This window comes from Methanoregula sp. UBA64 (genome assembly GCF_002502735.1).
GTDB lineage: Archaea > Halobacteriota > Methanomicrobia > Methanomicrobiales > Methanospirillaceae > Methanoregula.
Genome location: NZ_DAQC01000004.1, coordinates 72,295 through 89,640 on the forward strand (window position 1 = coordinate 72,295; position 17,346 = coordinate 89,640).

General features: G+C 52.6%; 19 protein-coding genes and 1 tRNA gene. 5 read left to right on the plus strand and 15 right to left on the minus strand.

Annotated elements, in window-relative coordinates:
* Nucleotides 1-254: 254 nt before the first annotated feature.
* Both BP758_RS07560 and BP758_RS07565 read left to right on the plus strand, forming a co-directional pair.
* Nucleotides 255-1,568: a PAS domain-containing protein gene (locus tag BP758_RS07560; RefSeq protein WP_292370260.1), complete on the plus strand. Its 1,314-nt coding sequence runs from the start codon at nt 255-257 to the stop codon at nt 1,566-1,568.
* Nucleotides 1,569-1,585: 17 nt separating this feature from the next.
* The gene (locus tag BP758_RS07565) at nt 1,586-2,137 is read left to right on the plus strand and encodes a DUF7504 family protein (protein WP_292370261.1); all 552 of its coding nucleotides are present in this window, start codon (nt 1,586-1,588) and stop codon (nt 2,135-2,137) included.
* A gap of 36 nt (nt 2,138-2,173) precedes the next feature.
* Here BP758_RS07565 and BP758_RS07570 read toward each other — a convergent pair whose 3' ends face one another.
* The 14 genes from BP758_RS07570 to BP758_RS07635 all read right to left on the minus strand — a co-directional run bounded on the left by BP758_RS07570 (nt 2,174) and on the right by BP758_RS07635 (nt 12,438).
* Nucleotides 2,174-2,449, minus strand: a complete 276-nt coding sequence (locus BP758_RS07570) for an acylphosphatase (RefSeq protein WP_292370262.1) — start codon at nt 2,447-2,449, stop codon at nt 2,174-2,176.
* 150 nt (nt 2,450-2,599) lie between these two features.
* The gene (locus BP758_RS07575) at nt 2,600-3,238 is read right to left on the minus strand and encodes a DUF5803 family protein (RefSeq protein WP_292370263.1); all 639 of its coding nucleotides are present in this window, start codon (nt 3,236-3,238) and stop codon (nt 2,600-2,602) included.
* Nucleotides 3,175-4,380: a threonine synthase gene (thrC, locus tag BP758_RS07580; protein WP_292370264.1), complete on the minus strand. Its 1,206-nt coding sequence runs from the start codon at nt 4,378-4,380 to the stop codon at nt 3,175-3,177. Before thrC ends, BP758_RS07575 begins: the two co-directional genes overlap by 64 nt.
* Before the next feature lie 38 nt (nt 4,381-4,418).
* Nucleotides 4,419-5,228: a nitrilase-related carbon-nitrogen hydrolase gene (locus BP758_RS07585; RefSeq protein WP_292370265.1), complete on the minus strand. Its 810-nt coding sequence runs from the start codon at nt 5,226-5,228 to the stop codon at nt 4,419-4,421.
* A gap of 13 nt (nt 5,229-5,241) precedes the next feature.
* On the minus strand, nt 5,242-5,442 hold the full coding sequence (locus BP758_RS07590; RefSeq protein ID WP_292370266.1) for a hypothetical protein: 201 nt from the start codon (nt 5,440-5,442) through the stop codon (nt 5,242-5,244).
* Entirely contained in the window at nt 5,442-6,092 is a 651-nt protein-coding gene (locus BP758_RS07595; protein WP_292370267.1) for a MarC family protein, read from the minus strand. Before BP758_RS07595 ends, BP758_RS07590 begins: the two co-directional genes overlap by 1 nt.
* Before the next feature lie 52 nt (nt 6,093-6,144).
* Nucleotides 6,145-6,594: a nucleoside-diphosphate kinase gene (ndk, locus tag BP758_RS07600; RefSeq protein ID WP_292370268.1), complete on the minus strand. Its 450-nt coding sequence runs from the start codon at nt 6,592-6,594 to the stop codon at nt 6,145-6,147.
* 6 nt (nt 6,595-6,600) lie between these two features.
* Complete coding sequence (locus BP758_RS07605; RefSeq protein WP_292370269.1) at nt 6,601-6,792, minus strand: 50S ribosomal protein L24e; 192 nt, start codon at nt 6,790-6,792, stop codon at nt 6,601-6,603.
* A gap of 5 nt (nt 6,793-6,797) precedes the next feature.
* A complete protein-coding gene (locus BP758_RS07610; RefSeq protein WP_012106229.1) occupies nt 6,798-7,007 on the minus strand; it encodes a 30S ribosomal protein S28e in 210 nt (69 codons plus the stop codon).
* Nucleotides 7,008-7,016: 9 nt separating this feature from the next.
* Nucleotides 7,017-7,385: a 50S ribosomal protein L7Ae gene (rpl7ae, locus tag BP758_RS07615; RefSeq protein ID WP_292370270.1), complete on the minus strand. Its 369-nt coding sequence runs from the start codon at nt 7,383-7,385 to the stop codon at nt 7,017-7,019.
* Between the two features lie 156 nt (nt 7,386-7,541).
* Nucleotides 7,542-9,539, minus strand: a complete 1,998-nt coding sequence (locus BP758_RS07620) for a DUF2298 domain-containing protein (protein ID WP_349680503.1) — start codon at nt 9,537-9,539, stop codon at nt 7,542-7,544.
* Nucleotides 9,529-10,506, minus strand: coding sequence for a lysylphosphatidylglycerol synthase transmembrane domain-containing protein (locus BP758_RS07625; RefSeq protein ID WP_292370271.1), 978 nt, complete (start codon nt 10,504-10,506; stop codon nt 9,529-9,531). The genes BP758_RS07620 and BP758_RS07625 overlap by 11 nt, the downstream gene beginning before the upstream one ends.
* Nucleotides 10,490-11,206, minus strand: coding sequence for a dolichyl-phosphate beta-glucosyltransferase (locus BP758_RS07630; RefSeq protein WP_292370272.1), 717 nt, complete (start codon nt 11,204-11,206; stop codon nt 10,490-10,492). Before BP758_RS07630 ends, BP758_RS07625 begins: the two co-directional genes overlap by 17 nt.
* Entirely contained in the window at nt 11,203-12,438 is a 1,236-nt protein-coding gene (locus BP758_RS07635; protein ID WP_292370273.1) for an NAD(P)/FAD-dependent oxidoreductase, read from the minus strand. Before BP758_RS07635 ends, BP758_RS07630 begins: the two co-directional genes overlap by 4 nt.
* 194 nt (nt 12,439-12,632) lie before the next feature.
* Here BP758_RS07635 and BP758_RS07640 point away from each other — a divergent pair, with 194 nt between their 5' ends.
* On the plus strand, nt 12,633-13,823 hold the full coding sequence (locus BP758_RS07640; protein ID WP_292370274.1) for a tubulin/FtsZ family protein: 1,191 nt from the start codon (nt 12,633-12,635) through the stop codon (nt 13,821-13,823).
* A 332-nt stretch (nt 13,824-14,155) separates the two neighbouring features.
* Entirely contained in the window at nt 14,156-14,962 is an 807-nt protein-coding gene (locus BP758_RS07645; protein ID WP_292370275.1) for a hypothetical protein, read from the plus strand.
* Nucleotides 14,963-15,758: 796 nt separating this feature from the next.
* Here BP758_RS07645 and BP758_RS07650 read toward each other — a convergent pair.
* Nucleotides 15,759-15,830 (minus strand) — tRNA-Val (locus BP758_RS07650).
* 953 nt (nt 15,831-16,783) lie between these two features.
* Here BP758_RS07650 and BP758_RS07655 point away from each other — a divergent pair.
* On the plus strand, nt 16,784-17,269 hold the full coding sequence (locus BP758_RS07655; RefSeq protein ID WP_292370276.1) for an HD domain-containing protein: 486 nt from the start codon (nt 16,784-16,786) through the stop codon (nt 17,267-17,269).
* Nucleotides 17,270-17,346 lie beyond the last annotated feature (77 nt).

Sequence of the window (17,346 nt, forward strand, 5' to 3'; positions counted from 1 at the left end):
TCAGGTGCATATGAAAAATGCAGCCGGTTTTGCCCGGGGGTGTTTTTGTCCGTCCGGTTCTGCATTTCCCGGATACTGCATACTCCGAGCGAATCGGGGAGGGCAGACGGTTTGAATAATTCATTATTTATACAGAGTTTTATAATGCGGTCTTGTCCATATACAATCGTACTGTATTCCGGCAGAGGGTATCCGGGCCGTCAGGTATCCCGGGTAATCACCAGCAGTATCCGGAACGGTAGGAGCGAGATCCTATGGAAATAAACAAAGTCCCCGAAAAAATCCTGCCCGATATCAGTATGTCTCTTGTCCTGGTCTTCCTTGGCATGTTTGCTATCACCGGTGCATTTGAACTGGCACGGTATTTCTTTCTCCCTCATGCATGGGACGGGGAACCACTGGTTCTCACGGTTATCCTGGCAAGTGCAGGTGCGGTCATCATTGCATATTTTCCCCTCAAATCGCTCAGGGCTGCAGAAGCCCGGCTGGATACCCTCCTTGAGGGCTCACCCGTACCGCAGTTTATCATCGATGCCGATCACCGTGTCGTTTCCTGGAACCGGAGCCTGGAACTCCTCAGCGGGATTACGGCAGCGGAGATGGTAGGGACCCGGGGACCCTGGCGGGCATTTTACCCGGAAAAACGGTCCACCCTGGCAGACATCCTCGTCGATGAAGACCTTGCAACCCTGCCGGAGCGGTACGAGAGTGCCATCATCAAATCCGAAACTCTCGAAGGGGCGTATGAATCCCTTGATTACTTCCCGAACGCAGGGAAACATGGCGCATGGTTCTTTTTTACTGCGGTTCCTGTTCGGGATAAACAGGGTACGATTATCGGAGCCGTGGAATCGTTTGTCGATCTTACGGAACGCAAACAGTTTGAAAAGGAACTCCAGAAAAACCGGATCCTGCTGGATGATTCACTGGATCTGGCAAAGATGGCGTACTGGGATTTTGACCAGGATTCCGGGAAGTTCGTCTTCAATGACCGGTTTTATTCCCTGTATGGAACATCGGCCGAACGCGAGGGGGGCTACAAGATATCCACCGATGAATATATCCGGAATTTCATTTACACTGACGATCAGGAATACCTACGGTCCGTCATTGAAAAAGCAACCGCTTTGCGGGAGCCTGAAACCATATCCGAACAGGAACACCGGATCCTCCGCAGGGACGGGGAAGTGCGGTATATCAATGCGCGGGTACATATAATCCGTGACGACGACGGCCATATTATCCGGTCAAATGGCGTAAACCAGGATATCACCGAACGCAGGAAGGCCGAACTTGCCCTTAAAGAGAGTAATGCGCGGTTCCTTTCCTTTATCAAGGAAGCAGCAATGCGGCTGAAAAATCCCCTTGAGGTTGTGGAAACAAACCTTGGTTCGGTTATCGGCGATATCGACAACGGCGAAGCGGTCTGCGGGGATACGCTCCTCCTGCTGAAGATTCAGGTAAAGAACCTCGCGCAGATCCGGGAGAATATCATCGAACTCAATAAGGCAATCGTCGGGCATGCGGAAGGATTTTCCGAAGCATCGAAAAAGTTCCTGACGGAATAAGGGAGGACTGGTGCCCGGTGATATTCCCGTTTGAACCAAAAGAGGAGTCCCTGTACCTGATCATGGCCTCCGCTGCCCGGTTAAAAGAGGAGAATATGGCCCTGATCCGGTTGCTGCTCTCAAAGGACTATTACGTCCTTGTCGTTACCGCAAACCAGCCCTATGATATCCTCAAAAAGAGTTACGAGAAGGCGGGGATTCCCCTCGACAGGATCTTTTTTGTCGATACGGTCACAAAATACGCGCTGGGAAAAGACCACGAGCAGGTACCCAATTGTCGGTTCATCTCGAACCCTTCCGATTTAACCGATCTTGGCATCGCTGTCACGGCAATCCTGGGAGAAAACAAGGAGAAAAAAATCTCCCTGTTATTCGATTCGGTAAACGCGATGCTGATCTATATCTCGTCCCAGAATATCACCCGGTTTATCCATTTTGTTACCAACAAGCTGCGGCTGATGAATTTTTCCGGGATCTTCCTTGCCGTGGAGAAAGGGCTCGATCCCGACCTGCTTATTCACCTGACCACGTTTGTGGATCAGGTCATCGATCTGGATAAATCCCAATAACCGATCTCTTTTCGGGATTTTCCATTGATACGCCCGTCACCACAGCACATGGAATCCCGGGAATTCACCGGTACCGGTCCCCGGCGTGATCATGAGGTCGTCGACCCGTATCACCGGATGCCCCACCGCCCGGACCCGGCTGGTGAACTCAGTGAGCGCTGCCTCCGGGCCCTCGGCAACCATGTGGACCGATCCGTCCGGCATATTCTGTACCATACCGTGCAACCCGAGGCTGTGGGCGCAGATCTCAACGAAATGCCGGTACCCGACTCCCTGTACTTTTCCGGTTGCCACTGCGGTAACCCTCATCATTCCTATGAAACTGGGAGATTTTGTTTTTTAAATGCCGCGGTTTTATCCGGTGCCGGGTATTCCCCGGGATAACCGCCCGTGGGGTGAGGCGGGGCTGGAAGATTCCGGAAATAACTAAAAAATGGGGAAACCTGATGGCACTCTGCACCGTTACGGTTTGTTGTCCCGCCGCAGCAGGAGGAACGGTACCAGCAGGATGACGGCAAAGATGATCCAGAAGTTCCCGAAAATATAGAGCAGCGTTTCCCGGTTCTGGTCGTAGAACCGGAGATCGAACGAGAGCGTCTTGTTCCAGGTCACCCGGGTGGTATTGTCCGCAAACCGGGTTACGTTTGCTCCCTGGCTGATCCCCGCAAGAAGCGGGTTTTCCACCGAGAGGTTTGCCGGCAGGTTTACCGTGACATGGTACTGCGAGGGAAAACTCTCCTGCAGGTGGCTGTCCTTTACGGGAGCGGTATAGTTGACGGTATAGTTCCCGTTCGGGAAGGTGATAACAGACGGGGCGCTCCAGATCCTGGTCCAGTTGAAATCCACCGGCGTCCTGTTCTCTGCGGTGACGTTGACATTGGTGATATCGATGGGGATATTCTCCCCCATGATCCCCGTGTCGGCGAACATATACTTCGACACACCGGTGATATCGACCGATGCGGTATACAACGTACCGTTGGGCAGCACTTCATATGTAGCGTTGAGCGCTCCGGCAGCCGGAACGAACAGGGCGGCTACAAGTGCAATGCAGAGAGCAGCGAGGGCAAATCTGCATCGATCTCGGTCGGGGGTTCGCATTGTTTGATCACCGTATCCGGGTCTTTTAAGAGGTGGCCGGTTACCACGCAGACGATCTTCTCGTCAGGATCGAGCACGCCCATCTCGGCGAGCTTGCGGATGCCTGCCACCGATGCGGCCGATGCCGGCTCGACACCGATACCCTCTTTTCGGGCAAGGTCCCGCTGCATGGCAAGGATCTCCTCGTCGGTCACCGATTCGGCGGTTCCGCCGGTCTTACGGATTGCAACAAGGGCTTTCTCTGCATTTACCGGCGCTCCGATGCGGATGGCCGATGCCAGTGTCTCGGGGTTCATGTCCGGTACGACCTCGGGCAGATTGCCTTTGATGGCCCGGACCACCGGGCTTGAGCCGGCTGCCTGGATGCCGGTCATCTTCGGCAGCGTGTTGATAAAGCCCAGTGCTTCGAGTTCGAGCAGCCCCTTGTAGACCGCGGAGATGTTCCCCGCATTGCCCACCGGAAGCACGAACCGATCGGGCACGCAGCCCAGCTGGTCGACGGCTTCAAAGCCAATCGTCTTCTGGCCTTCGAGCCGGTAGGGGTTGATCGAGTTTAAGAGATAGAGCCCGTGCGTCAGGCAGAGCTCGTGGACCATTTCGAGCGCCCGGTCGAAGTTGCCGCGGATGGAGATGACCCGTGCGCCGTGCATCAGCGCCTGTGCGATCTTTCCGACTGCCACATGGCCTGCCGGCAGGAGGACGACTGCCGGTATCCCGGCCTTTGCCGCGTACACTGCAAGGCTTGCTGAGGTGTTTCCCGTGCTTGCACACGCAACGCTCTTCTTTTTGAGCTGAATGGCCATCGATACGCCGACAGTCATTCCCCGGTCCTTGAACGAGCCGGACGGGTTCATGCCCTCGTGCTTGGCGTAGAGGTTTTTCAGGCCCATCTCTTTTCCAAGGCGTTCCAGGTGATAAAGCGGGGTGCCCCCTTCGTGCAGGGAGACCGGCTCAATGTGGACCGGCAGCAGTTCTTTGTATCTCCACACCGAGAGCGGGCGGGCGTTCCAGGTCGAACGCTTTACGTTGATCTCATCGAGAGGATATTTCACGGCCAGCAGGTGGTCGCATTTTTTACAGTTATAGATGATCTCGTCTGCGGGGTAAGTCTCGCCGCAGTGGACGCATACGAGATGGTACATGGTCACGTATTGGTTTTCCGGCTACATATAGGCGCACGTTATCGGGAGTCCGGCCCGTGCTGCCCTCTCATGAGGGAGACATACAGGGCATCCTTTCGGTCGTCGTTTACCGGGAACTCCTGCCGCACGGTCTCTGCAAAGGCGGGGTCGATATCGTAGAAAAGGAGTTCTTCCCCCGGCCCGGCCCGGGCAATGATAGTCCCGTGCGGATCGGCGGTCATGGACGAACCGCTGTACCGGTCAACCGGGGTGGTCCCGGTGGTATTAACCCCGACAACGTACATCTGGTTCTCCGCTGCCCGCGACTGGATGAAGAGCTCCCAGTACCGTATCCGGTTCTCCGGCCATGCAGCGGGAACGATCACCGCATGGACTCCCTCGCTCCTGTACAGCCGGAAGAGCTCGGGGAAGCGGAGGTCGTAGCAGATGGCAAGGCCGAACCGGGCTCCGCGTACGGAAAATGTTGCCAGCCCGGTGCCGGGAGAGAATGCCCGGTCCTCGTGGCCTGGCGTGAAGAGATGGATCTTGGAGTACTGTGCGAGGAGTTCTCCCTCACTTCCGATGGCGACAACCGTATTTTTCGGTTTTGGTACAGCCGCTTCGCGGAACGAGCCGATTATGGCGATCGAATAGTTCTTTGCCAGGCGCCGGAGGCCGGTTACCGCGGGGCCGGTGATCTCCTCGCAGTTCTGTGAGGATTTCGGATCCCAGCCGGTAAGGTGCTGTTCGGGAAATGCAACAAGACCGGCCCCTGCCCGGGCAGCCTCCGAAATACGCTGTTCTGCCTGTATCAGGTTTTTTTCCGGGGATTCCCAGACACCAGCGGTCTGGACGCTGCAGCATCGCATTGTTCGGAGATATTCAGGCCTTATTCCTGGATCTTTGATCAACGAACAGGATCACGACCGAACCAAGGACGACAAGGACGATGGCGGTAAATAGTAAAAACGGCGTCAGGGTATGCAGGTACCCGAGGAGCATTGCAGCAATGATAATCCCTGCAGCGATGATACTGCACCCGACAAGCACCAGACAGATTGTTGTAATATCCCATTCAGCCATCAGGAACCTCCCATCAGCGGGAATGCCGTCTTGATCCCCGTGATCACGAACTGCACCGCAATGGCGATAAGCAGCATGCCCAGCAGCCGGTTGATGACCCGGTACTGCCGCTGGCCAACCTTCTTTATAATATAGTCTGCGTTCCGCATCATCAAATAGGTAATCCCCACCGCAACCAGGACCGACGCGAGGATAACCAGCCAGGGGAGGGAAAAGATCCCTGCCGATTCGTTCGAGAGCACGATAACGGTGGTGATGGCACCGGGCCCGGCGATCATCGGGATCGCGAGAGGCATGACTGCCACGTCCTCGCTGTCCTGAGATTCGTATTTTTCGGTTGCCGTCATTTTTGTACGGGACGTCTTTGCGTAGACCATCTCCATACCGATCCCAAAGAGCAGGATCCCGCCGGCAATCCTGAACGCCTCAAGAGAGATCCCGAATACATTGAGAACGATAGTGCCGGCAACACTCACCAGAACAAGGATGATCAGCGCAATCGTACAGGACTCACGGATAATCTGCATCTTTACCGGCGTTTCAAGAGTCGACGTCAGGGAGATGTAGGTAAGCGTTGCCCCGAGGGGATTGACGATAATGAGGATGGATGAAAGGCACAGCAGGGAGAAACTGATCATATCGCCGGCCATGATGAAAAGACGGTGTTAATCGCTAATAGAGATTATGGTAAAAAAAGCGTATTCATTCATACAGCACGGATTCATCGATCCGTGTGTAGGTGAATACTTCCGCGGGTTTGAAATGAATGCCGATCTCGCGTGCAGCACTCTCGGGCGAATCGGAGGCATGGATCACATTCCTGCCGATGTCAATCCCGAGATCGCCGCGAATGGTACCGGGTGCCGCTTCCTGCGGGTTGGTGGCACCGATAACCTTTCTCACGATCGCGACAACGTTCTTTCCTTCCCAGACCATCAGGAAGCACGGGCCTCCCATGATGTACGATTTCATCGAAGGGAAGAACGGTTTGGACAAGTGTTCCTTGTAATGCTCGTTCACCCGTGCATCGGACAGCTTCTCGAACCTGGCTGCCACGAGCTTGAGGCCTTTTGCCTCAAGCCGGGTGACGATCTCGCCGACAAGGCCGCGCTGGACCCCGTCCGGCTTGACCATCACAAAGGTGCGATCCATAAAGAATCACTCCTTTTTTGTGCCTTTCTGTCCTGCCGCAGTCCATTCAACCCGGCGGGGCACCCTGCCCAGCTTGTGGTTGTTCTGGCACTTGGTGCTGCAGAAATAGAAGATCGTGCCGTCTTTCTTGATAAACATCTTACCGGTGCCCGGCTCAAGCTGTGCACCGCAGAAACTGCAGATGTGCTGTTCGACCAAGATCTTCACCTTCTCGACAGTTTCTTTGCCTCGCGCTCGGTCTCGAGGAGCATGATAACGTCTCCTTCCCGGATGGGTCCGACCGTGTTGCGGGTGATAATGCGCCCCTTGTTGTTGCCATCAAGGATACGGCATTTGACCTGCATCGCTTCCCCGTGCATGCCGGTGGAACCGACGACCTCGATGACTTCAGCGGGCGTTGCGTCGTCTGCCATGATCGCACCTTATGCCTTTAAGGCAACCAGCTGTTTTGCGAGATCCTCGATCACTTCTTTTGCCTTGCCGGGCTTGACGATTGCAGCTGCTGCAGAGCCGACGTCAAGGCCGCTTGCGGCACCGATATCGTTCTGTTTGTTGATGAAGATATACGGGATCTTCTTTTCGTCGCACAGCGGTGCAAGGTGCATGACGATCTCTGCGGGTTCGACGTCAGCGCCGATTAAAACGAGCAGTGCGGCACTGCGTTCAATGGCTTTTGTTGCCTCGTTTGAACCCTTCTTGATCTTTCCGGTGTCTCTTGCAACTTCAAGGGCTTCAAGCGCCTTGTTCTGGAGCTCCTCGGGAGCCTCGGTTTTAACGTAGCCTTTTGCCATAACTCACCTCATTCAGGGGTCTTTTTGCCCCTTCATTACTCATCAGTAGCAGTGATGCAGCCATATCATTTCGTCAGGTGGAGAAATAAATGTTTGTAAACGGCAGGGTAAGTTAGCGGGTCCTGCCGGAACCCTCGCGGTGGTTTTGTGCAGCTTTCAGGCAAGCCGGTAAATCACCGTATCGCTGTCGGAGTACACGGGGATAAGTCCCTCGTGCGGAAGATCCACGGTATACTTCTCCCGTTCGGATTCCCCGACATAGAGCAGGGTGGCGTTATATTTTTTCATAAGGGGGACCGTCTTGTCAGGATCTTCGTAGATTGTTTTTATGTCGGCCAGCCGCGAGCTGTACCAGCCGGTGGTGTCGCCCCGCCACATGAACTCGTGGAACGGCTCGCCAATAATGGCCGGGATACCGGTGAACGAGGAGATCCTCGAATAATAGGTGTAATCCCCACCCTCTGCTTCGACAAGGATCTCGTTACCGGTCAGGGTACGGAGGTATGCCACTCCTCCGGCATCGCCCGGGTGGGACGCTGTCAGGTATTCGAGTCCGTCAAGCGACCGGCTGCCATAATTAAGGTCGAGCGGAATGGCAAAGGGGATGATGAAGAGGGCCGCAATGACGATAATAGTCAGGACCGCGCATTTCCGTGGCGGGAGAACCGGTATACGTCCGGAACGTGCAAGCCGGATTCCTGCCATGGAAAAGGCACTGATGCCAAGGATGATCCATGCCGGCAGATAGCATTTGAAGACGGTGTTCATCCGGAAGTAGGTGTCCCCCATATTGTCCTTAAGGTAGAACAGTTCGATAACGATGAGCAGCAGAAGCCCCAGTATCGCGAGGATATCCGGCAGCGTATGCTCTTTTTTTGCAAGGAAATAGATGAGGGGAATGGCAGCAATGGCTGCCGCAACATAGCCGGCAAGGACAAACGGGATCGCAACCAGCAGCAGGTACGGACGCTCACGGATATCATTTACCAGCAGCGTTAAAAAGATCGCAATAAACCAGCCGTTCACCAGCAGGAATTGGAAAGGATCCGAGGGCGTTTTTACGATCGCTATCCCCCCGGTGCTGGTCTTGAGCATGAGGTAAAACGGCAGGTAAGCGAGGACGGCAAGAGGGGGTATTACTATCAGGTGTCCCCATGACGATATTCCCTTTCCCGCTTTGCGGCAGCGCAGGATGATCAGCGCAGCAAAGATGACGGTGACCGGTGCATAGATCAGGACATCCCAGGTGTTGATCAGCGGCATGGAGCCAAGGCTGAGTGCCGCAAGCCCGCAGAGTATCCCCTTGTCCCGCGAGGATAGGGCCTCCCAGTTTTTGTAGAGATACAGGAGGATAAAGATCAGGAATACCTGGTTGAAGATCGAGATGACATGCGCGTGGAGATCCCCCCAGGTAAACGAGAAGAGGGGGTATTCGTTGATCGTATTGGTGATCGTGCGCGTGCTGTCCCAGAGAACGGTGTTCAATCCCTTGCCGAGGGCGATCTGGTAAAAGAACGAGGGGTTGGGGATAAAGAAGATAATGAGGGGCAGCCAGCGGAACCGGTCAAGGAGGAGCGTTCCAATCGCATACACGGTTACGGCCGCGATGCCAAGAACCGTCGGCAGGGCGAGGTTGAACGCAATGTTCGAGGGCACCCCGCTCACTATGCCAAGGCAGCCGAACATCCAGTAGCCCAGATAGTAGTATACATCAAGCGATCCCCCGGCAAACCAGGGATCGAGCGGTGGCACGACGGGGTTCAGCATCACGGACGCAAGGAAACCGTGGTCCATGAACTTTTCTGCATACGAGATGGTCGGGTTGACATACCTGACCGCGAGCATCAGAAAGAAAAAGACGAGAAATACCAGTTCCCAGCGCCATTCTTTTTTTACTGCCTCAAAAGAGTACTCCCTCTTGTATACGTGGTAAGCGAGGAGCAGGAAGAACGGTACAAGGGCAAGCTGGACCGGGATCCGGGCAAGACCGCAGTACCAGGTAAGGAAGGTAAAGATCAGGAGGGAAGCAGCAAAAGATAAGGGAAATGCGTACTCCCTGAGGCATTTTTTAAGCGTCGGGTATACGGAGATCTGGAGGAAGCTCACCACGATCAGCCAGCAGACGACCGAAAGGATACCGGTTTCAGGAGTCAGGTGCTTTTCCCCCGCCGAGTTTCTCGTTTAAGGCAGTTTTGATGGTGGAGATCACCCAGTCGCTCCCCAGGTACTTGATCGAGACAATGCCGCCGATTGCGGTGATCAGGTTCTTGATGAGCTCGTGATCGATGATAGCGATCGAGACTGCCGTTGCATACGGAACGCCCGCAATACCCAGGGTCGCTGCCACGGCAAATTCGTACGTGCCGATACCGCCCGGCGTGATCGGTATGGCCTTGACCAGGTTCCCGATAACAATGGCAAGGACCACGATGGCAAACGATATCTGCTGCCCGAACATGAGGACAACGCAGAAACAGACCAGGATATCCAGAATCCAGATGACGATCGAGGAGAAACTCAGGATAACTATCGAGGAAAGGTTAAGCGAGGCTCTCCGGATCTCGTCAAGCATGGTCAGGAAATACCTGACATATTTGTTGGTGGTGGTAAGCTTCCCGACAAAGATCAAAAAAATGAAGAATACTCCCCCGATTACGAGGGGTATAAGGATATAGAGATCGATCCAGTCGGGGACATTGGGGATAAAGAAAAACGCGATTGCCCCGAGCAGGGCAACGGTGATGATATCAAAGACCCGCTCGACAACAATGGAGGAAATGCCTTCTGAGTAGGTTGTCTTGTATTCGTGCTTGAGGATAAAGATCCTGACAAAATCCCCCAGGCGGGCGGGGACGATCAGGTTGACGGTCTGGCTCACAAAAACACAGGCCGTTGCCACTGCAACCTTGACCCGGTAATTCAGGCCAAGCAGGATCCGGTGGTACCGCCACCCGCGCAGCCACCATGCGGCAAGGCAGATAAGTACCGCAAGTACGAAATAGGCAGGGACGATATGCTGGAGCGAGACGATGAGGTTGTCCCAGACCATATACAGCATATAGGCCAGAATCCCGATGGCAATCAGGGACGGGATGAGGATCGCGCTAATCTTTCGATACATGGATCTGCCACCAGAGCTGCAGGATTGCGGATCCCATCCCGAAGACATCTTTTACCCGGACGGTTGTACCTTTCCCCGCACGCCACTTCACCGGAAACTCGGTCACCGTAAACCCTGCTTTTTGTGCTCTCACCAAAAGCTCGGTATCCCAGAACCAGTGGTTCGACCGGATTGTCGGGAGGACGGGAAGGATCGTTGCCTTGTTGAATGCCTTGAAGCCGCACTGGTGGTCGAAGAGTCTGCTCCCCAAGATAGTTCTGACGAGGAAATTGTACGACCTGCTTGCAATCTCGCGACCACCAGTCCTTTTAATATCGCTTTTTGGGAGGAGACGCGAACCCGTAGCGATATCAGCGCCGTTCTCTATTGCAGCGACCAGTTCCGGGAGGTGCTGCATATCGGTGGCAAGGTCAACATCGTAATAACAGACAATCGTTCCTTTTGCCTCGCGGATCGCCCGGTTCAGGGCTGTACCTCTTCCAAGACGGGTGTCGCTGTGAAATAACCGGATTTTCGGGTTCTTCGTTCCGAATTCACGTACATATTCTGCGCTGCCATCGGTGCTTCCGTCTTCGGCAACGATGATCTCAAAATCGTCGGTTATCTTTGCGAGCGTTTCAAGGGATACCGGCAAGGCAGCTTCCAGTGACGGGCGGTCGTTGAAGACCGGGATAATCGCAGTAACAGACGGGGCGCTCATGGGTGATCCTGCTCCTGCTTCAGGATATATTCTGCAACATGGTTACCTGCCCGGACCGATCCTTCCATGCTTCGCTCCGGGTAGTTCTCCTCTGAAAACATACCCGCCAGGTAGATCCCGTGTTTTTCATAGGCCGGGATCAGGGAGCGGTACCCGGTTACATACACCGGCCCGGCCCACGGGTCAACGGCCATTCTGCTCCAGTGTATCTCGGAGGGGGCAAGACCGAACCGGGAACAGAAATCGTCCAGCATCCTCTGATCGAGACGTGCGGGAACGGTCCCGCTGAAATAGGATGCAAGATACACGAGATGCTCCCCGTATCTCTCCTTTGGTATGAAATTGGTATGGGAGATCACCGCTCCGTACGGGCTTTCATCCTTCATATTCGTCCAGTAAATCCCCTTTGTCACGTCGCGTTCAATACCGAGTGTCATACATGCGGCACCCTGGTACGGGATCTCCGGGAAGGGAAGTCCGGTCAGCCTGCCCAACTCGGGAAGCGATACCGTCGAGATCACCCTGTCCACCGGTTCGTCATTGATGGTCCAGCCCCCTTCTTTTTTCATAAGGGAAGTAACCGGTGCCTGGAGGTGTACGGTCCCGCCTTTTTTGAGGATCGATGTCTCCAGTGCATCGACAATCTGGTGGAACCCCCCGTTCAGGTAGCCCAGATGTTCTCCGGCAACACCCCGGTCGGAACGGATGGCGATCCGGCTGATGAGCCATGCCGCAGATACCTGGGAGCGGTTTTTCCCGAACTTGCTCTTGAGCAGGGGTTCAAAGAATGCGGAATAGATCCGGGGTCCCAAATGTTCGATGATATAGGTCTCGGCGGAAATATCGTCAAGAGCGGCAAGGTCGGTCTTTCGTGACTTCAGGGTGAGAAGGGCGAGTCGTGCTTTTTCAGGGATCGAGAGTTCCGGCCAGCGCAGGATCTCCATGGGGGTTGTAAGCGAGTAGAGGGTATTTCCTGAATAATAGCCGGTACTTCCCTTCTGCCATTCGAGCCGGTCCCATAACCCTAGTTCGCGAAGCAGGGAAAAAAGCTGTTCGTCCCCGGAAAAACAGTGGTGGTAGAATCGTTCAATCCAATAAGTATCGATATGGTATGATGAGAGGCAGCCTCCCAGAAACGGCATTTTCTCAAAGAGGATAACCTCGTGATCTCTGGCAAGAATGTTGCCGGCAACAAGCCCGCTTAAACCTCCGCCGAGTATTCCTATTTTCATAGTGTAGTACCTTAATTATTTGTCCGGGTGTCCCTGAAAAAGGCTCCGTATCCCCACGTACCAAAACGGCAGAGAGCAGGTTAGGTCAGGGCAAGAAAGTTTTTGTAGTGTAGGATTGAAAGTTCATAAAACAAAGGACTTAAAAGAATTAAAAGGAAATACTTATCGTCAGCCCTTTGGATGGTGTACATTAGATGCGGGTATTTTTCATAGGATTTGGCCAGGCGGGGGGGAAGATTGTCGACATGTTCATCGAACAGGACAGGAAGCTTGGCACCAACAGTTTCAGGGGGATCGCTGTCAATACCGCACGGACCGATCTGATGGGCTTAAAAAATATCGAGATGAAAGACCGCATCCTCATTGGCCAGACACTTGTCAAAGGGCATGGTGTGGGTACCGACAACGTAACCGGCGCCCGTGTCACGGCCGATGAGATCGACAGTATCATCAATGCAGTCGACACACGGGGCACGCACGATATCGATGCCTTTGTCATTGTTGCAGGTCTTGGCGGGGGAACCGGTTCCGGGGGTTCCCCGGTGCTTGCCCGCCACTTAAAAAGAATCTACCGGGAACCGGTGTATGCACTGGGGATTATCCCGGCCCCCGAGGAAGGACGTCTCTATTCCTACAATGCGGCCCGCAGTCTTACCACGCTGGTAAACGAGGCAGATAACACCTTTATTTTCGATAACAGCGCATGGAAGAACGAAGGAGAAAGCGTCAAGAGTGCATTCCAGCGCTTAAACAATGAAGTAGTCAGGAGATTTGCGGTCCTTTTCCGTGCAGGTGAAGTAGGGAAGGCCGGCATTGGTGAAATGGTTGTTGATTCCAGTGAGATTATCAACACCCTCCGTGGCGGAGGCATCACGTCCGTTGGGTATGCAATCAGTGAAGTGCTGAGCACGCGTACAAAGCAGCAGAAGGGGATCTTTGGCGAACTGCGGGACAACTTAAAGGACAAACTCGGTACCAAGAAAGAGACCAACGAAGAAGTCCTGATGGGGGAAGATCGTTCGGCAAAGATCGTAGGCCTTGTCCGCCGTGCAATGCTCGGGCGGCTTACCCTACCCTGCGATTATTCTACCGCAGAACGTGCACTTGTCCTTATTGCCGGACCGCCTGATGAGATGGACAGGAAAGGGGTCGAGAAAGCAAAGAGCTGGGTTGAGGAGAACATCGCCGGAGTTGAAGTGCGCGGCGGGGATTACCCGGTAAACAGCGAATATGTCGCAGCGGTAGTGATGCTTGCGACAGTGGGGAATGCCCCGCGGATCAAGGAACTCCTTGATATCGCAAAGGAAACCAAAGAAGAGGTTATTAAATCCAAGGAGAAGAAATCGAATATGTTCGAGGAAAGTGTCGAACCATTGTTCGAGTGAGGATGAAAATGAAGGAACTGAGGAAACTGATCTGGATCGCGGCACTGTTTTTATTACTTATTCCTGCTGCATCTCTGGCATATACGGTAAATTCAATGTCCATATCCCCCAGCGGGGCATTGACACCGGGAACCACGGTCGACCTGTCGTTTAAGATACAGATGCCGAGCGGGTCGTCCAGTGTAAATGATCTTCGACTATATACAGCGTTGGAAAAGCCGAAATGGTCCTATGCAATCAATGTGAATGATGTCTCGAACGGCCTCACAGAAGCCTCTTCTAAAACGGTTACGATCAGCAGTTTTTTACTGACGTACAAATCCGGCGATGATGTGGCAGTTGTTGTGACGCTGGAAGGTACAGCACCTTCTGTTACGCAGACTGCCAACCAGACCCTGATTCAGATTACTGATGTTGATTCGAACGGGAATACGGGGACGTCCTCTTATTCCCAGACTGCACTTGTGGTCAACACGAACGATGTTTCAACGGCAATTTCGAATGCAAACACGCAGCTGAGCCAGTTCAGGACGCACATCGATGAAAAGGCGGCAATGGATATCGATACGTCCGCAGCCGAAGCCAAATATAACGATGCCCAGTCCAAGATCAGCACGGCGCAGGCTCTCCCCTCCACGTCTTACACCGACGCATTAAACAATATCAATACGGCAATTTCTACCATCTCCGATGGAGAGACTCTCCTTGACAAAGCATGGGCGGAAAAAGAGATCTCTGATGCACAGGGCCCGGTCAATAATGTCGATGCTCTGATAGCGTATTTCCAGGGCAATTCCAGTACTGCTAGCGATGCCCGGCTCTCTGAAGTTATTACAAAAAGGGAAGTTGCTGTAAGTTACATTTCTGCTGCAAACGATGCATTGACAAACGGTAATTTCGCTCAGGCCCGGTCAAAGGCCGAAGATGCGTATACAAAAGGAAACGAATCCTATAATGACGCACTTACCTTTAAAGCCGCTGTGGAGGCCACATGGAATCCGTTTGCAGGCCTTGGATCGATCGGTTCGGGAATAGGTTCAAGCGTTATCCTGATTGTCGTGGGCATTATTATCGTTGTGCTTGTGGTCGTGGGGATAATCATCTATCGCAAGCGTTCCCGATGGGATGAATTGGGATAAACTCCACTCACATTCATTTATTATAGCTGCAACTACTCTAGGTAAACGAGGCTGTGTTTCAGACAAGTATCTAAGGGTACCATTCGATCTTTCCGCGGTCGCAAAAGTGATAGTATCCCCCTATAATCTGTTTGTTTCCCTGTTTTTGGCTTCAGCGGGGTACAGTTTTGAGACGAATTGTTTTCCATTATCGAGATAAATCTCCCGGAGAAACCTGCCGACACGGAGTGCTCATTGAAGGGTGTTGACTACTGAGCTGCATCCTTTTACAGGCAGCATTTCCACAGGTTCGATCATCTTCGGTTTCGATCCGTTCTCCAAATCATTGAGATATACATTATGTCACTGTTTAGGACGGAACCTTTGGCACAACACTATTGTCAAAAAATGATTCTTGCAATATTCACAGAGTCCTACTTTTCACCAGGGTGTTTATCCACAAATCCGTATTTTTCAACAAAGTTCGATTGGCAGTGCCAGAAAAAATTTCGTGGCTAAAAGTGTACAGGGTTTTGTGCTAAATGAGCCCAAATGGGAGGAACAGCAGTAGTTGGTTTGCTACCTTCCGTACAGCAAGTTTGGGAATTCAATGATGTCCGACGCGCAAAATGTCTCGTCAGGATTTACGTCACGCACTTATCGAGATTCCAAACACCTATCAATGCACTCGCCCAGCAAGGATCCGAAGAGGCACCCGAGGACTCCGAGCCAATGCAATGGGAGGGAAAAAATCGCAACCGGTACAAATCACACTTATGCTCCCTGTTAGGGGTCTTCCTTCAATTCAGAAAAGTGATGGGCCCGACCGGATTCGAACCGGTGACCTTCGCCGTGTAAGGGCGACGTCATACCGCTAGACCACGAGCCCACAGCCTACTAATGTCGGAGTGGGAACTATTAAAAGTGTCGGGATGTTTTGGCACTATAGTCGAAATATACCTGGGTTAAAATTACTTATAAACACAATTTTTTATATTAAATAATAATTATGTATAATAATGAAACATTTGGATGATAATAACAAGAGATATATCTTGATGTATTTTGAAACAATAATACTTGCCATTCCAGAAAAATTTCTGGAGTGTGGTGAAACAAAGTAATTTGGAAAGATCATGAATTTCCTGAGCTCATTCCCTATTTTCGATAAATTCTGGGTAGCAGGGGGTTAGGGTAATCCTTGAAATAAACCAAAGCAGGGAGTTCGTACTGAGTACAAATCTTCTTCCAAGGGTTTACTCGAATACGAGAATATTCTTATTGACCATACTAAGAATAATACTGTCTGGCTAAACCGAATATTTCGACTTGCTGATTTCGTAATCCACTCTTTGCAATTTGACGATACATCTTGGTGAGAAGATACTATCCCTGTAGATCATTCGATTGATGGTTACTCCATTCTGGGTAGGTTCATTACAAATCAGATAGAAAAAAATACGCCCATTCGCAAACGAAATCAGTGACCGTCTTTTGATTCCCTTGACCTTGAGAATCTCCTTGTGGATCTTTGTGACAATGTCTTCGTAGGATTTTCCTTCGACAATGACGATCAGGTCGTGGGCCCTGGTGACAAATTCGGTACTCATGACCCCCCGATATTTTTTATGGCGGCCTTTGTTAGGTTCTCTTTTTCGGTCTAATGATCGATTGTTAAGTCGGCTTTTGATAGGGACAAAACCAGATCGGCCAGAGTGGGAAACAGTCCCTTCAATAGTTGATGACAGAAGAGCCCAGCAGGTTCAAAACGGCTTCCCGGTGCCGGCAAAGAACCCTTATTACGGTTACGCATCCAAGCGGGATTGTACGGAGAGATGCGCGATGATCTACCCGGTAATGAACGATATGATCCAGTATTTCGGAAACGATGTGCGGCGGATCAACCATGCCCTGAAGGTGTACGATTTTGCCTGCCTGATCGCGGAGGAGAGCAATGTACGGGGTACCGAACGACAGGTTGTCGAGATCGCCGCCCTGCTCCACGATATCGGGATAAAAGAGGCGGAGCGGAAGTACAAGTCATCGGCAAGCCGCTACCAGGAAGAGGAGGGCCCGGCAATTGCCCGCGGGATCCTCGCACCCCGCCACCTTGACGAAAAAACTCTCGACCGTATCTGTTACATTATCGGGAACCACCACACGTATACGAAGATCGACGGCACCGATTTCCAGATCCTTGTTGAAGCGGATTTCATCGTGAATATCTATGAGGACGAGATGAAACCCGAGGTTGTCCAAAGCATCAAAACAAAGGTCTTCAAAACGGAGGCCGGGACCCGGCTCCTTGAGGATATGTACCCGGGTTGAGCCCCTCAGGATTTTTCCCGGAATTCTCAGCTACGGACCTGAGGTTCTTTTGAAAAGCTCAGCAACCGATCCGCTCT

Bases quoted from the DNA above. Each gene is read 5' to 3' on its own strand.
- BP758_RS07595 (WP_292370267.1), bottom strand. From the start codon at position 6,092: ATGGCCGGCGATATGATCAGTTTCTCCCTGCTGTGCCTTTCATCCATC.
- BP758_RS07655 (WP_292370276.1), top strand. From the start codon at position 16,784: ATGATCTACCCGGTAATGAACGATATGATCCAGTATTTCGGAAACGAT.
- BP758_RS07630 (WP_292370272.1), bottom strand. From the start codon at position 11,206: ATGAGCGCCCCGTCTGTTACTGCGATTATCCCGGTCTTCAACGACCGC.
- BP758_RS07610 (WP_012106229.1), bottom strand. From the start codon at position 7,007: ATGGCAGACGACGCAACGCCCGCTGAAGTCATCGAGGTCGTCGGTTCC.
- BP758_RS07635 (WP_292370273.1), bottom strand. From the start codon at position 12,438: ATGAAAATAGGAATACTCGGCGGAGGTTTAAGCGGGCTTGTTGCCGGC.
- BP758_RS07560 (WP_292370260.1), top strand. From the start codon at position 255: ATGGAAATAAACAAAGTCCCCGAAAAAATCCTGCCCGATATCAGTATG.
- BP758_RS07575 (WP_292370263.1), bottom strand. From the start codon at position 3,238: ATGCGAACCCCCGACCGAGATCGATGCAGATTTGCCCTCGCTGCTCTC.
- BP758_RS07625 (WP_292370271.1), bottom strand. From the start codon at position 10,506: ATGTATCGAAAGATTAGCGCGATCCTCATCCCGTCCCTGATTGCCATC.
- rpl7ae (WP_292370270.1), bottom strand. From the start codon at position 7,385: ATGGCAAAAGGCTACGTTAAAACCGAGGCTCCCGAGGAGCTCCAGAAC.
- BP758_RS07640 (WP_292370274.1), top strand. From the start codon at position 12,633: ATGCGGGTATTTTTCATAGGATTTGGCCAGGCGGGGGGGAAGATTGTC.
- ndk (WP_292370268.1), bottom strand. From the start codon at position 6,594: ATGGATCGCACCTTTGTGATGGTCAAGCCGGACGGGGTCCAGCGCGGC.
- BP758_RS07590 (WP_292370266.1), bottom strand. From the start codon at position 5,442: ATGGCTGAATGGGATATTACAACAATCTGTCTGGTGCTTGTCGGGTGC.
- BP758_RS07570 (WP_292370262.1), bottom strand. From the start codon at position 2,449: ATGATGAGGGTTACCGCAGTGGCAACCGGAAAAGTACAGGGAGTCGGG.
- BP758_RS07585 (WP_292370265.1), bottom strand. From the start codon at position 5,228: ATGCGATGCTGCAGCGTCCAGACCGCTGGTGTCTGGGAATCCCCGGAA.
- thrC (WP_292370264.1), bottom strand. From the start codon at position 4,380: ATGTACCATCTCGTATGCGTCCACTGCGGCGAGACTTACCCCGCAGAC.